We start from the raw sequence: 15,415 nt of genomic DNA on the forward strand, positions 1-15,415 counted from the left end.
GGGGTTCAAGTCCCTCTATACCCGCTTCTTTAGGCATGTTGTTCTGCTTGCAGACTTGTAAGCCGATTTCTTGTTTCTGTAAAAGCCAGCCGCGTAGCGTTATGAGATAGGTATCGAAAAACTTCTGGTCGTATATGGAGATGAAGCTATTTTACGTGATAGCACATCAAAATCGGTAGCCTGTTCCGTAATTATAATAGGGGGCTTGCGAACTTCACCTCCGGAAAGCGGCTATCCGGCCCTTTCATCAAGACTCCGCCTTGATTCTTCAAATACATATCAAAGAAGTCCAGCATATAAGCATTGATAACGGCGTTCGCTCTTTCTGGCGCAATCTTTCCTGTAATGCCAAGCATTTTAAATATCGGAGAAATGAACTGTATATCGGTAAAATTTAAATGCTCCGAATTTGCGATATAGAGGAATTGTCCCCCTGAGTCGACCGATTCACGCATCCGTTCAAGCTCTACCTTTTTGTCTTCCGTTACTTGATCCATCCAAGTCTATTCCAACCGCGACTCGCGGATCGTAAGCAGCGTCATAGGCCGTTGCTCCGCCAATGGAATGACCGAACACCCCGACACGGCCGAGATCTATCCTCCCCTTTAGATGACTTGGAATCTGCCCCGATTGGATGAGCTCGAATTGGTCGAGCGTAAACGTTACATCGTCGGTTAAAACTTTTCCCAATTTGTCACGATTTCTGCTTTCCGTCCGGTAATCGTGGTCAGGCGAGAATAAGTCGTTGGTACTGCTGGTCGTGATTCGACCGTCCGGAAACTCGGTTGCAAATGTATTGTAGGTGTGGTCGATTACTGCCACGATATATCCGTGACTTGCAAGATTTTCGGCTTGCGACGTGTGGAGGAACCTGGAAGAGCCGAAGCCGGGATTCGCAAGAATCAGCGGGTATGAAGTTTGTGCCGGAGAGACTTCGGCCCCCGAATAAGCATGACTGGATACGTACTTCAGGTGTTGTAAAGTAAACCCGGGAAGGCCATAGTTCGCGGCCATATAACGTAGAATCTGGGTATCGAGAATAAAGGGTGCATACTTGCCGGTGCCAGCTTGACCCGGATACCATACCTGAACCATCAATTCTCTCTTACCACCTCTGGTTTCGCCGAAAATCTCTTCCCTATTTGTATCCACCAGATGAAAAGTTTGCGTTCCTACCTTAAATTCGCCTGTCGGTTCAGGTAGTTTAAATACAGGAAGAGCATACATGAGACCCGCTGTTACGACCAGCATTATCGCTATAGCCGTATAAGCTGAACCCAACATGAATCGCGGGATTCTTGTGTTGGCGTTTTTTTTAAAATAGCTATAGCTTGAAATGGCTGCAAAAATGATCGTTAAGCAATATGGGAAAAATAGCTGAACTCTGTATCCTTCCATCGTCCAATGAATGACAAGTACAACTGTGGCAATCCCGCTTGCAGCGAATACTGGAATTCTACGCCGTCCTTTTCTTAATAGGATTATCAAAGCAAACAAGCCGATGCTTGACAAAAAAAGCAACAGTTCAAACAGCCTCATGTCAATTCTCCTTTTAAAGAATTTCTATTTTCGTTTGTTCCAATATTATCCTGCCAGACTACCCTAAGCTATCGATTCAACTTACATCAACCTTGCAATTTTGTAATTCTACCTTGCGGTATGGAGGACACGTAAAAATGTGGAATTGATGCATACCAGCCTATGCATATTTAGATCACACTCTAAACGGTGATGACACAGTTCTTGTCCCCAGCTTTGAACAAAAACTTGGTTTCTTAAAACAAAAAAAGTCGCTATAATAGCGACTTTTAATGGGATAATGTTCTTGTCTCTCGACAACTGTATAATTAACTTCTCTCCAAATTCGATGCCCTTTATTTAACCAAACTTAGCCCTTTTTCTTTCTTGCTCTCATGACAAAGATGGAAATTGCCACAACTATTATTGCAACTACGATATACAAATCAATATCATGCTCAAACATAAACCACATCTTGTGTTCTAAGTTTACTTGTTGTTTGGGTTGAAATCCTTCGCCGAATAGTTCAGTTGCTTGGTTAAGGTTATTCATTTCGATTGTCGAACTGCACGGACTACTGCTTAATTCGCCATCCCCTTTGCTAATGTATATCAAGTATTTGTTGCCTTTCTTGAAATTAAAACCCCAAGTGTAGTTAGTTGCGACAATGATTTGAGAGTCAACTTCAGTATTCCAACTTCTTTCTACTTCCACTAAAATATATCTAATTTTCTCTTTTGTCCCTGTAAATCCCTCTTGCTTCAAGTCGACCTTTATTTGCTTTACTTCACCGTAAACAGCTCCACTGTATCTCTCTAACGATTCTTGGGGGCTTCCCGGCTCGGCACAGGACAAAGCTTTAGCATCTTGTCCATTTGATATAAAAAATACGGTAGTGAAAAAAAGTATTAACGTGAATAAACGAATTTTCAATTTTTCCACCTACTTCTCATCATGTTATTTCATACATCTTTATTAACATTTTTAACAGATGAAAAGTTGCACTAACCCGGGAACTGATTCTAATCCTCTTTTCGTAGTGCATCTGTGATACTTACTTTATTTAACCTATGCATCGGAGCAATGGTTGCAAGGACCGTCGTTAAAATTGCACCTACAAATGCAATACCGATACTGGACCATGGAATCGCCCAAACTGTATCCATAGCACCAGAGAAAAGGACATGAATTCCGTAATCCAGACCCGTTCCAATGATGATCCCAATAGTGCCGGCATACAAACCATAAAAAATTCCTTCTAAAATAATCATTTTCCTCACTTCACGCTGAATCATGCCAATGGCTTTAAGAACGGCAAACTCTTTCGTTCGAAGGATCAGATTCGTACTTACTGTATTTACGATGTTCAAAAAAGCAATCAAAACGATGACGCTGATAAAACCATAAAGCAAGATACTAAAGGTCTTTGCATCATTTTTAGCTTTAGCAACCTCCTCCACTCGATCAAGATAGTTAAAACCAGCATCTCTTTCTTTTAGTGACTTAAAGTAGTCAGTGATCCCTTGGTTCGATAGTTTAGGATTAGCTAGAACAAATATTCTGGAGTAAGCGTCGGTACCCATAATTTTGGAGTATACTTTCGGAGTTGTAATGAATGTAAGAACTTCACTACCATTATAGTCGTCCGACAACAAATCATGATCGACAATTCCGACAACGGTCACGGTATGATATCCTTTTTGGCTTCTGTCAAATGTTCGGATTTGGATTCGATCCCCAACTTTAAAATGGGTCTGATCGATAATCAGGTGTTTGCCATTCTCTGTTACCATACCTATTTTTTGTAGAAGGATAACGCCATCTTCCTGATCCATTTTCTCCTTGTTGATCTCCCCGGCCGTAAGCTTGGACTTCAGATCAGCCAATCCATTGTCACCATAGGATAAAAGGTAGTTATTACTTGTTCGAAACCCCTCCCCGTCAGCAACGGTATACCCTTCCTTTCTTAATTCGTAATATTTGGGATTGATCTTATCTTTAGGGATATTGGCCATCACTTGATCAATGTAAAACTTGTAAGCTTTCTGAACAGCATCAAACTGGGCAATATGCTCATACACCTTATCATCTATTCGTTTGGAAGGTCCATCATAGGATAATGAATAAGAATACTCGGTACCCGAGACCTGTGTGGTTTGCCGCATGAAATCAATTAACCCACTAAATACAATAAATAAAATGATGCTAATGATCATGGAAAAGGCTGTAATCCGGAATCGTTTCTTGTTCCGTTGCAAGTTTCTGCTGGCGAATTGCCCTATAACTCCGAACAACTTTTTAACGATTACGGAGTTTTGGACTTTTCCTAAATTTTCAACCTTTGTGCCTCCCGTATTCTTTAGCGCTTCTAAGGGAGTTACGCGTGCTGCTTGTTTTGCGGGTCCAATGGCTGAAAGAAATACGCTCAGCAAGCCCATTAGTCCTGCCGAGATCAGAATCGGTACTGAAATAACCATTCTCATATCGTTTAAGAAACCTAACGTCAACAAGCTAATATTGTAAAACAATAATTTCATAAAAAGGGTTCCCGTAATAAGCCCGACAGGTATGCCGATCAAGCTCAGCAATCCTGCTTCTTGCATCACAATTTTGCGAATTTGGCCTGGTGTAGCCCCAATGCATCTCAGCATGCCAAATTGAGAAATCCGCTCTAGTACAGAAATATGAAAAGTATTATAGATTACAGCAATTGTACAAATCATAATAATCACAATAACTGCGGCAAACGCTAGAATCAGACTGTTGTTCACCCCTTTATAAGTGCTTTTGCCGTACAATTTAAGCAGCTCATTATTATACTCAACTTTCACATTCTTCATAAAATTTTCTCTACCCAGTTTCATAGCAGAGCCTTGTTCGGCATTACCCAGCTGTAAAGAGGATATAATGGCTTCTGTCTTCTTTTGGATGTCATTCAAAGATTTCATTTGGACATAAACGAAGTATTTTTTCTTGCTGTTGATGGTGATATTATCGTTGAACGTAATGGCAGGAAAAATGTAGCTGGAAGACCAGTTCCCCGTTGGCGGCTTCATGAAGCCAACGATGGTATATTCTTTTTCGGATTGAGCCTGGAAGTTTTCATCCAGATCCCAGCCAAAATCACCAGTACCATTAATTTGCTTTTCTTCGCCGGTGGATGCCACTTTCCGAATGCCGAGGTTGAGCTTTATCGTTTCGCCCAGCTTAGGTTTCTCCGAAAAGTAACTCAAACTCGATGATGATAGGACAATCTCATTCGGATTTTTAGGCATCCTGCCTGAGTCGAGTTGAACCTGAAGCATATCGATCGCATTTGCATCATATTCTTTGACATTCAAGAATCGGTAAGGTGCGGCGAATGGATCTTCCTGCTTTTCCTTCTCTTCTGTTTCCTTAATGACAGCATACCCTTCCCTGCTAATGACGCCAGCGCTTTTGACGCTTGTATTGTTACTTATTTTCGGGACAGCTTCTTTTGAAATGCCATTGATGGAGACATGGTAATCTCCGAAGTCCTGTACGGTTTGTCTCATCGATTTATCCCAATAGCTCATCCCGACCGTTGCAATCGACGTAAACAGCGTAACTGACAAAATAATACCGAAGATCGTAAGCAGTGATCTTTTTTTCTGACCCTTTAAATATTTACCGGTAAGGCCTGTGTAGCTGTTCAACGGTCACTCACCTCATTTGACTGTAAAAAGGCCCCGTCTTCAATTCTTACTACACGATCTGCGCTTTTTGCAATATTTAAATCATGCGTGATCATGATCAACGTCTGATGATATTTTTTAACGGAGAACGTAAGAAGATCCATAATTTCTTTACTGCTTTTGCTATCCAGATTGCCGGTAGGTTCATCCGCTAAAATAATCGAAGGTTTATTAATTAATGCGCGCCCAATAGCTGTTCGTTGCTGTTGTCCACCAGATAACTCGGATGGAAGATGGTGTTTCCGTTCGGTTAGGCCTAAGATTCCCATCAGTTCCTGCACATAACTTTCATCTACTCTTTTGTTCTCTAATAACATCGGTAACTTGATGTTTTCCTCAGTGGATAGGACCGGGATCAGATTGTAAGACTGAAAAATAAATCCTATTTTCCGTCTTCGAAATAAGGCGAGTTCCGTTTCACTTTTGGTATAAAGATCTGTTCCATCGATGATGACCTCCCCACTAGATGGGTGGTCTACTCCCCCTAAAAGATGCAGTAAAGAGCTTTTTCCCGAGCCGCTGGATCCAACAATGGCGACAAATTCTCCTTGTTGAACGGAAAAGTTAACATTTTTCAAGGCGTCCACCTTTGCCTCTGCACTTCCATACGTTTTGCACAAATTCACGGTTTTCAGTATTTCCACTTGTTTACCTCCTGGAGTTAAGTTCACGTTGCATGATTGTTATTATAAACATCGAAGCTTACAATAACGTGAAGGGGAAGCTTACGTTATCGTAAGCTTCCCCCTTACAAATCCCCTTTATTAAACGAGATTCTGAATTCCGTTCCTTGCCCCGGCTCACTAGCAACAGTAATTATACCGCCCTGCTCTTCAATAATGGACTTGGTTAAGGATAAGCCAATGCCAATACTTTCTGACTTTGTCGTTCCTCCGCCCCGGTAAAACCGTTCAAATATGTGGGGTAAATCCTCAGGGGAAATGCCTTTTCCATAATCTCGAATGATTACCGTATTAAATAATGAATTCTCTTCTAAAGTAATATCAATGTCGCCATCGGATGGTGAGTGTTCCAGAGCATTTTTAATTAAATTAATAAAAGCTTCTGTAAGCCACTCTTCATCCGCCCGAATGGACATTTGTTCTCCCCCATGAATGTATATGTTCTGCTCCCTTTGCTCAGATAACATTCGCAGCGATTGTACAGCATATGCAATCAAATCCCTTACCCGGATGCTCTCTTTTCGGAAGTTAATCGCTCCGGCTTCAACCCTTGCCAGCTTCAGTAAGCTAATAATCAGCCATTCCATTCGTTCAAGTTGTTGTCGGCTCCGATCCAGAAATTTTGTCCGCATTTCTTGTTTCATATCCGACTTGTTTAGTAAGTTCTCATTAAAAACGATGAGGGATGCCAGCGGCGTTTTGAGCTGATGCGAAATATCAGAGAGCAGGTTGCGTAGAAATGTTTTTTCTTGCTTGAGTTGTCGAAGACTGTTGTGTAATCTATCGGCCATCGCGTTGAAGTTTCGTCCTAATGCTCCGAAGTCTCCTTCTTTATTTTCCGGAAGCGGTTGATCAAGATTATGTTCCACAACCTGCTCGGCAACGAAGGAAATGGTGCGAATGTTGTTAAATATTTTGCGGTATTCCCATAACAACAAAAGTAAAAATGGAATAATAAACAGCAAAACTTGAGCTGCCGTTTTCAGGGGCAAGGCAGTATTCGAGAGTACAGGCTGATCTCCTACGGACATATCTTCCTTGTAGGCATATTGCGCCAGAATTCGTTTCCCAGCTGTAATTTCATTAGCTTGCGCCCCCTGAGTGATAAAATGAATCATTTCGTTTTCTAACTGAGGGTCCTGCTTTAAAACGTGACCAATCAGCGCAGCATTCTGATTAACCATTGACTTATTAATCTGGTTCATTTGATGACTCATAAACAAGAACATGAGTATCGCTAACATCAATTGTAATGCAATGACTTTAACGACGATTGACTTCCACTCCGGATTACGGACGACCTCAAACATGATTTATCGCCCTACGACATCTGTATTCCATTTGTATCCGACTCCTCGAACAGTAATAATATGTTTCGGTGCAGCAGGAATATCTTCAATTTTCTCTCTCAGCCTTCTAATATGGACTGAAAGGGTGTTGTCATCAATGAATTCTCCGGACATATCCCATAAACCGTTAAGAATAGTGCTTCTACTGCAAATTTGCTTGGGATGCGTCATTAACATCAACAACAAACGATACTCCATTCCAGTTAACATAAGTTCTTGATTACACTTCAGTACGATTCCTTCAAGAATTCGAACTTCAATATCTTGGGATATCCATTTATCCACTTCAGCTTCATCTTTGGACTTATAATTGCGCCTTAATACGGCTCTCATTCTCGAGATGAGTTCTTTGGTGCGGATTGGTTTGGTCATATAATCATCTGCTCCCAAATCAAGACCGGCAACAACATTTGCTTCTTCATCTAAAGCTGTCAAGAAAATGATGGGAATTTGAGATAATTGCCGAATTTCCTTGCATAAGGAGTAACCCGATCCATCTGGCAAATTTACATCCAATAAAATAAGATCTACAACTTCCTCCTTGAATGCCTTTCTAGCCTCTTCCAAACTACCTGCAACTATCACGGTGTATCCTTCATTCGTTAATGTATACTCCATCCCAAACACCAGATTCTCATCATCTTCAACCAGTAAAATTCGATTCATTACGCACCTCGTTTAATTCAAAAGCTATGATAAGCCATATCCATATGCCTCGTAAGTTATTGTATTATTGTATATATTATTGTATATATTATTGTACACCATCTAATAAATATATTTACACATGTTAAGTCTTCCATTGCGAACTATTCATCTAAAAAGTCACAGACATCCTCTTGTTGCTTCAATGCAAAAACACCTCCAAAAGGATCAACCCTTTGAAAGTGTTTTGAATTTTTTTATTTATTCTTCTGTGCAATAATGATATAGACAGGTTGGTTAGCAACTTGCGTTGGTGAATGAAACGTATCCATAACAGAAAAACCGGCCTGAACGATTTTCTCCTCCATTTCCTTCGATGAAACCCTTGGACCCTTAGACAGCTCTGACTTCTCTAATTCAATACATAAAAAGAGCCCTTTGTCTTTTAAAACTCTGTAGATTTCACTCAAGGCCATCGAAAGTGGTTGTACCTCGTGTAACGATATTGAAGCAACAGCTTTATCGAATATCTCGTTCTCTAATGGCATCTCTTTAATGTTTGCGGCAGTGGTTTCAATATTGGTTAACCCTTTTTCCTTAGCTTTTGCCTCTAGATACTGTAAAATATCATGATCGTAATCAAATGCAACTACCTTTTTCACATATTTAGCAAAAGAAAAGCTTATATAACCCGTACCAGCTCCAATATCTAATAGTTCGTCCTCTTTATTAAGCTGTATAAACTCTAATAACTCCTCTGCTGGGAACCTATCAATATTCTCCAAGTTCTTAATTTTACTTTCTAGTTTTGAATTCATTTTTTATGCTCCTCTTTTACAGATAATATATATCTACAATAACTATAATATAAGTAATAAGCTTTGTAAATAACAATGTTTATTTTAGCCCAACCTCAACGCCCGGGATAATCTAATCGGTAATCAAAACAAGTTCTTTCCTTTGACATATATTCATTATGAGCGGGGTGTTTCCTTGAATCAATCATAGCAGTTCTTCTATTTCTGATCTTTGACCATGAACTGTAACCTGATTTAATGCCATCTCTAAGTCCCTAAACTCTACCTCAGTTAAAGAAACATTGCAGGCTCCGAGATTTTCCAAAATGCGCTCCTTGTTTTTCGAACCGGGAATCGGTACGACGTGAGGATATTTGTGGAGCATCCATGCCAGCGAAATTTGGGCATTCGTTGCTCCCTTTCTAGAAGCTACATCACTGATTATTTCAAGCAGCGGTTTATTTGCAATGATATTTTCCTTCTTCATCTGTGGTACCCACTTGCGGACATCATCTCCCTCGAATTTTGTATCTACGTTAACCTTGCCAGATAGGTATCCGCTAGCAATCGGGGAAAATGGTACAAATCCGATCTTATTCTCTTCACAAAGTGGAATGATATCTTTTTCAAAGTTTCGCTCCATCATTGAATAAATACTCTGTACAGCAGTAAGCGGTGTAACCGCATGTGCTCGCATCATTGTTGTAGCAGACAGCTGAGAAACACCCCATCCACGAATCAATCCTTCTTTAATCAGCCTGCCCATGCATTCAGCTACATCTTCAACAGGAATATCCGGATTCACTCTGTGAAGATAATACAGGTCCATATAATCCGTTCTGAGTTTGTCCATTGATGCTACTAAATGACGTTTTACGGTATGATATAGTGACCCATCTTTTTCAGGTTCTTTAGTGTCAATATGCAGCTTAGTTGCTAGAACAACATCCTTACGAAATGGCTCCAAAGCCTTTCCCACCAATCTCTCATTGTGTCCCAGATCAAACATCTGACGTCCATAACCCTCCGCAGTATCAAAGAAAGTGCAGCCAACATTATATGCTTGATGAATGGCCGAAATACTGTATGATTCTTCCGGCACAGCACCGTAACCGTGGCTAAATCCCATACATCCCATACCCATTTCTGAAACCTTAAGATCTCCAATTTCTCTCATCTTCATAATAAACTGCCTCCATTTGTTTTAGCTATACAACGACCTCCGTTATTTGCCTGTTCTCTTGTTCTCAGCTTCTGGATAGCGATGGCCTACAATTTGAATCTTGTCTATCTCTTTATTGATTACCATCATCTCCTGTTCGGTGAAGACGATATTTCTTGCTGCAACATTTTCTGAGATTCTATTAACATTTGTTGTCCCTGGAATAGGAACAATATACGGTTTCTGAGCAAGAATCCATGCTAGTGCAACTTGCGCTATGGTTACGTTTTTCACCTCAGCCAGTTTATTCAAATAATAAACAATCACCTGATTCGCTTCCATCGCTTCCTTAGTAAACCGCGGAAGCTCGCCCCTGTTGTCGTTCTCGGTGAAAGAAGCATTCTTGTCTAATTTCCCGGTAAGAAATCCACGCCCAAGGGGACTATAGGCTACCAAGCCGATCCCTAATTCTTCGAGTACGGGGAAAATATCGCTTTCAATTTCTCGCCACCAAATCGAGTACTCACTCTCCACTGCAGTCAATGGTTCAACGCAATGTGCGCGACGAATCGTTTCAGCGCTTGCCTCTGACAACCCCCAATGAAGGATCTTTCCTTCTTTTTTCAACTGCTGCATGGTCAAAGCCACTTCCTCAATGGGAACCTTGGGATCTACGCGATGGATGTAGTATAAATCGATATAATCCGTTTGTAATCTTTTTAATGACCCTTCAACCGAAAGGTGAATTGATTCTGGTCGGCTGTCAAGCTCATTCGTTAAGCCAGTGATCTTAAAGCCGCCTTTCGTTGCAATCTGCACCTTACTCCGCTGCCCAATAAGCGCCTCACCAACAAGCTCCTCATTTGTGTAAGGCCCATAAACTTCCGCTGTATCGAACATTGTGATGCCCGCATCAATAGCTGAGTGTACAACAGAAATCATTTCGCGACGGTCTTTTGCCGGTCCCCGATGGTAGTTTAGTCCCATACATCCAAATCCAACTTCAGAAGTCTCCAAACCGTTGTTTCCCAGTATTCTTTTCTTCATAATCGTTTCCTTTCCTAAGCGTTTTTTTAAACCGTAAATTTGTGTATTTTATATACTCTCATGGTAATTTCCAGAGTCAATAATTTCTAATGCTTATGGTGAATGTTTTATCATGCCTAATATGTATCGTATAATACTAAGTAAACAATTCATCAGATGAAATGCGGAAGGATGATATGAATTGGATATTCGTGTGTTTAAGTATTTTTTAACGGTGGCTAACGTTGGTAACATAACAAAAGCAGCAGAAATCCTTCATATTACACAGCCAACTCTAAGCAGGCAGCTTATGGATCTTGAAGAAGAATTGGGTACTCGTTTATTTGTACGTGGCAAGAGACAGATCACACTAACAAATAGCGGACTTTTGTTTCAGCAAAGAGTAAAAGAAATTGTTTCCCTCTTGGACAAGACAGAAAGAGATCTGGTGGAACAAAAAGATATGATTGGTGGAATTGTTTCTATTGGTTGTGTAGAGTCCACTGTATCCCGAGCTTTGCCAGAGCTGTTAGAGGAATTTTTTAATCAACACCCTAGGGTACAATATGAATTATATAGTGCAGACGGAGATGACATTCGGGAGAAACTTGACCGGGGAAATATAGATATCGGCATATTACTGGAACCGATTGAAACAGCAAAATATGACTATATTCGATTGCCTCATCAGGAAAAGTGGGGAGTTCTGATGAGACGTGATGATGCTCTTGCCCAGAAAAAATATGTTCGTATCCAAGACATCCTTTCCTTGCCCTTGATTATACCCCGACGTACAATTGTACAAAACGAAATTACAAGCTGGCTTGGTGTTGAGAATGATAGCCTTTGTATCTATGCATCCCATAATTTATTGACGAATGCGATGCTGTTGGTGGAAAGGAAACTTGGATATGCCATCTGTGTGAGTGGAGCATATACAATCCGGGAAAGTAATAGTACTTGTTTTGTTCCTTTTGAACCTGAACGAATAACGACTCATGTCATCGCTTGGAAAAGAAATAAGATTTTTAGTTCGGCTACTGCACACTTTATCCAATTTATAAAGGAAACCTATCCTTCGTAATATTCATTATCGATACTAAATGTGGCTATACTCCACGCTATTCTTGTCCCATAGGCTGCTAGGGTAAAAATGAATTAGCGGGCGTTTTTGCCTTTTTTGCGATCCCTACAAGTGCTTTCCTCGGTACGCAACACGAACTTTTAACGATAAAACAAAAAGAGAACCATCCTCAGTCGATTCTCTACATGACACCTGTTATTCTTTTTCAAACCACGTTTTGGCCTCTTGAGTGCTCAGCCTCCAGATTACGAACACAGGAAGAATGACCCCTATGATAAATCCGACATTAAGCCAGACTGCAAATTCAATCAAGCGTAATACAATCATGATGACTGATATTACAATAGCAGTTGTTCGTCCTGTCGCTGAAGGGTTTTGCATTCGAAAACCAACATATGCCGCAGCTACCCCCGTAGCAATCATCGTAATACTTATCCATTTCTTTAGAGAATCGGGGCTGCCAAATGAATATAATCCATTGATTACATTGAAAACGGCGGCAAGATATATAAGTATTTGGATCAAACGAACAGCAGCAGGTTGATGTGAGTCCGTTGCCTTCGTATTATTCATGAGTAATAGACCCTTTCTGATCATGTAATGACATCTTGCATAACCAAATATATAATCTGTTAACAGTAGTTCGTGCTTACGGTTTCTCGTCCAAGCTCTCTGCTCTGTTTCCCACTATTTTTACTATTGATTAAATACTAGGACCGTAGCGGAGCAAGTGAGAATTACTTGTGCCAATCTCAACATCTTGCGGCCCCATAAAGCCAATACGGTCGTTCCCGTCCATGATCTACGCTTAATCTCGCTGTACTGGTCGTTGATAATGGCTTCCGGGTCCTCGTATCCAAAAAAGTCTTATAACTACGGATATGTATCGTTTAATACCTTTGAATCTCAGTGCAAAATAAAAGTAGCACTAACCATAGATTAGCTATATTCATGTAAGCAATGAAAAAACACATTCTAATTTGGTATATTGCATGCTCCTGGATAAACCTTTTCATGAGTTGAGGTTTATCTATAGGAGAAAGCTTATTCACCAAAAAGAATGTGTTTTTCCTGTTTTAATATAAGGTTTGAATAATTTCTAAATTATGAAGCCTTTGCTGCAACAGCTTTTTGAATCAAAGCTTTTGCATCGTTATTAGAAAGTCCTTGTTTTGGCTGAAGCAGGTTTTTCTCTGCTGCACTGAAAATACCTTTGTCAATCAGTTTTGCCATAGATTTAACCGCATAGGTAGAAACGGTTTTCCCATCTTCATAACCTGCAATGATCGCAGCCGCATTTTTATCAGAAGCTTGATCTTTTAACAATTTAGCAAGAATGGTAGCAGCTTCTTCACGAGTGATCTCACGATCAGGATTGAAGTTACCACCGTAGCCTTGAATGAAACCAGCATGAGTAGCTTCAGCGATTGCATCTGCATATGCAGCGTTAGCAGCAACATCCTTGAATGCAGGTGCTGTAGCTACTTCGTTAAGTTTCAACAGGTCTACTAGAGCACTTACAAATTCAGCACGGGAAATGAATTCTGTTGTTGCAGGTGTTTCTGTTTGCTCTGTAGGTGCAGCCAGATTCGTGATACGTCCTTCTGTTTTAGCTTGAATAGCGCCGCCTTTATACGTATCTACAATGTACTGGTAGAATACATCCAGATCGATAGGACCTGCTAAAGATGATTTAGCATCCACTAGCACCTTATAGTTATCTCCACCTGCGGCCATAAAGTTGTTAACGACAGCCGTATATGTTTTTGCAGGATCAATAGATGTGCCATCTTCGAGAGTGAGGCCAGTAACACGTTCTGCAACAGGCTTATTGAAGTCTGCAGTATATTTCAGACCAGAGATCTGTAGAGTTTTGGTGTTTGGTGTACCGTCAGCATTGGTTCCCCATTGTTGCTGCAACAAAGTTTTAATTTGTTCACCAGTCAACTCCAGTTTCACCAGAGTATTGCCAAAAGGTTGGATTTTAGCAAGATCAGCAAAGGTCACATCGCCTTTTGGCAGATCCGCACGAATACCACCTGGATTCATAAATGCAAAGTCAGCAGCACTTGCCTTATCACCAAAGTCTGCTTCACGCATTGAATCTGCAATGAGGTTGCCAAGAGCGGCTTCGTTATTATAAGCATCTGTACGTGTTACAGAACCATCCGTTGTACCTACTGGTTTAGTCAGCTCAGGGTGCTTGTCTAATGATTTTTTAATAATAGCTAAAGATTCAGGGTCTTCTTTTACACCCTCTTGGAAAGTTGTTGTAATGGTAGCTGATTTCTCAGTTACATCCCCGGTAGCAGGGTCAATCATCAGCTTGATATCTTCAAATGCTGTACCATATGAATAAGCCTGAACGATCAATTTTCCGTTCACTTCACCGTTAGCTAAAGCGTGATTGTCACCTGCAACGATAACGTCAACAGGGGAATTTGCTGGTAAAGCTTTTGCCAGGTCAGCCGCTTCGCCAGTTGTTACGCCTTCTTTGGTTGTTGCTGGATCATGCGCCAAGACAACGATCGTTTCTACACCTTGATCTTGCAATTCTTTTGCATATTTATTAACTGCTTCAACTTCTTCTTCTGCGCTTAGGAAACGTACGCCTGCTGTACCAGATGGGGATACTTTAGCAGGTGTAGCCTTCGTCACTAATCCGATAAATCCAATTTTGACTCCGCCCAATTCTTTAATTACGTATGGCTTAATCAATGTTTTGCCGGTGGAGGTTTCAATGACGTTTGCATTGACATAATCAAATTTTGCACCAGCATGAGTAACCTTGCCTTCTTTTGGATCAAGACCACCAAAGATTTGTGCTTTTAATGCAGCGATACCTTGGTCGAATTCATGATTGCCCAGTGAAGCTACATCAAAGCCCATCATATTCATCCATTCCATCGTAGGCTCGTCACGATCCAGAGATGAAACTGGAGCAGATGCACCGACAGAGTCTCCATTATGGAAGAGTAGGGAATGTTCATATTTTGCTTGAGCTTCTTTTAGATAAGTTGCAAGAATTGGAGCAGATCCCGCCTTTTTATCACTAATCACCGAAGTCGTATCTAACTGACCATGCAGGTCGTTGATTCCGATTAAGTGTACTTCTACATCTGTACTTGCAGCAGAGACAGGACCTACTGCGCCTAACAGTTGGGAAAGTAATAGTGCAGCAGTGGCTACACGGATCGTACTTTTACCTACTTGTTTCTTCCATGACATGAGTTATAAAACCCCTCTCGAATTTTCGTTCCTGAGATATTTTAACATAAGTAAATACATTAAAATCATAGAATATATCAAATCTATGTAAAAAAGTTGAAAAATTTTATAGAGAAGAAACATATCAATATCTGGCTCTGCACCAAACTTAGTACTAGAGTCCTTCCGGAATACAGTAAAGCCTTTCATCAAACACCAACAGATCT

At 40.6% G+C, this 15,415-nt stretch carries 11 protein-coding genes and 1 pseudogene; 1 reads left to right on the forward strand and 11 read right to left on the reverse strand.

The features are described 5' to 3' along the window. Positions 1-191 precede the first annotated feature (191 nt). From Q0V21_RS00085 to Q0V21_RS00125, 9 genes and pseudogenes are all read right to left on the reverse strand, one after another. A pseudogene (locus tag Q0V21_RS00085) lies at positions 192-1,539 on the reverse strand (alpha/beta hydrolase family protein). Positions 1,540-1,888: 349 nt separating this feature from the next. Then, the gene (locus Q0V21_RS00090; RefSeq protein ID WP_301876997.1) at positions 1,889-2,461 is read right to left on the reverse strand and encodes a hypothetical protein; all 573 of its coding nucleotides are present in this window, start codon (positions 2,459-2,461) and stop codon (positions 1,889-1,891) included. Between the two features lie 80 nt (positions 2,462-2,541). Beyond that, positions 2,542-5,196, reverse strand: a complete 2,655-nt coding sequence (locus Q0V21_RS00095; protein ID WP_301876999.1) for an ABC transporter permease — start codon at positions 5,194-5,196, stop codon at positions 2,542-2,544. Then, a complete protein-coding gene (locus Q0V21_RS00100) occupies positions 5,193-5,879 on the reverse strand; it encodes an ABC transporter ATP-binding protein (RefSeq protein WP_301877001.1) in 687 nt (228 codons plus the stop codon). Before Q0V21_RS00100 ends, Q0V21_RS00095 begins: the two co-directional genes overlap by 4 nt. A 104-nt stretch (positions 5,880-5,983) precedes the next feature. Next, positions 5,984-7,228, reverse strand: coding sequence for a HAMP domain-containing sensor histidine kinase (locus Q0V21_RS00105; protein ID WP_301877003.1), 1,245 nt, complete (start codon positions 7,226-7,228; stop codon positions 5,984-5,986). A 3-nt stretch (positions 7,229-7,231) separates the two neighbouring features. Beyond that, on the reverse strand, positions 7,232-7,933 hold the full coding sequence (locus Q0V21_RS00110) for a response regulator transcription factor (RefSeq protein WP_079345282.1): 702 nt from the start codon (positions 7,931-7,933) through the stop codon (positions 7,232-7,234). Positions 7,934-8,169: 236 nt separating this feature from the next. Further along, positions 8,170-8,730: a class I SAM-dependent methyltransferase gene (locus Q0V21_RS00115; protein WP_079345280.1), complete on the reverse strand. Its 561-nt coding sequence runs from the start codon at positions 8,728-8,730 to the stop codon at positions 8,170-8,172. A 184-nt stretch (positions 8,731-8,914) separates the two neighbouring features. Continuing rightward, on the reverse strand, positions 8,915-9,892 hold the full coding sequence (locus Q0V21_RS00120; protein ID WP_079345278.1) for an aldo/keto reductase: 978 nt from the start codon (positions 9,890-9,892) through the stop codon (positions 8,915-8,917). 42 nt (positions 9,893-9,934) lie between these two features. After that, positions 9,935-10,918 carry an aldo/keto reductase gene (locus Q0V21_RS00125; RefSeq protein WP_301877006.1) on the reverse strand — a complete coding sequence of 328 codons (984 nt, stop codon included), beginning with the start codon at positions 10,916-10,918 and terminating at the stop codon, positions 9,935-9,937. Between the two features lie 181 nt (positions 10,919-11,099). Between Q0V21_RS00125 and Q0V21_RS00130 the strand changes: the two genes are divergently transcribed. Further along, complete coding sequence (locus Q0V21_RS00130; protein WP_301877007.1) at positions 11,100-11,981, forward strand: LysR family transcriptional regulator; 882 nt, start codon at positions 11,100-11,102, stop codon at positions 11,979-11,981. A gap of 195 nt (positions 11,982-12,176) precedes the next feature. Here the strand turns inward: Q0V21_RS00130 and Q0V21_RS00135 are convergent, their stop codons facing one another. Both Q0V21_RS00135 and Q0V21_RS00140 read right to left on the reverse strand, forming a co-directional pair. Further along, entirely contained in the window at positions 12,177-12,554 is a 378-nt protein-coding gene (locus Q0V21_RS00135; protein WP_301877008.1) for a hypothetical protein, read from the reverse strand. A gap of 531 nt (positions 12,555-13,085) precedes the next feature. Continuing rightward, positions 13,086-15,209 (reverse strand): 5'-nucleotidase C-terminal domain-containing protein, encoded by a 2,124-nt coding sequence (locus Q0V21_RS00140; protein WP_301877011.1) that lies wholly within the window; start codon positions 15,207-15,209, stop codon positions 13,086-13,088. Positions 15,210-15,415 lie beyond the last annotated feature (206 nt).

It is taken from the genome of Paenibacillus sp. 11B, assembly GCF_030487755.1.
Lineage (GTDB): Bacteria > Bacillota > Bacilli > Paenibacillales > Paenibacillaceae > Paenibacillus > Paenibacillus vandeheii.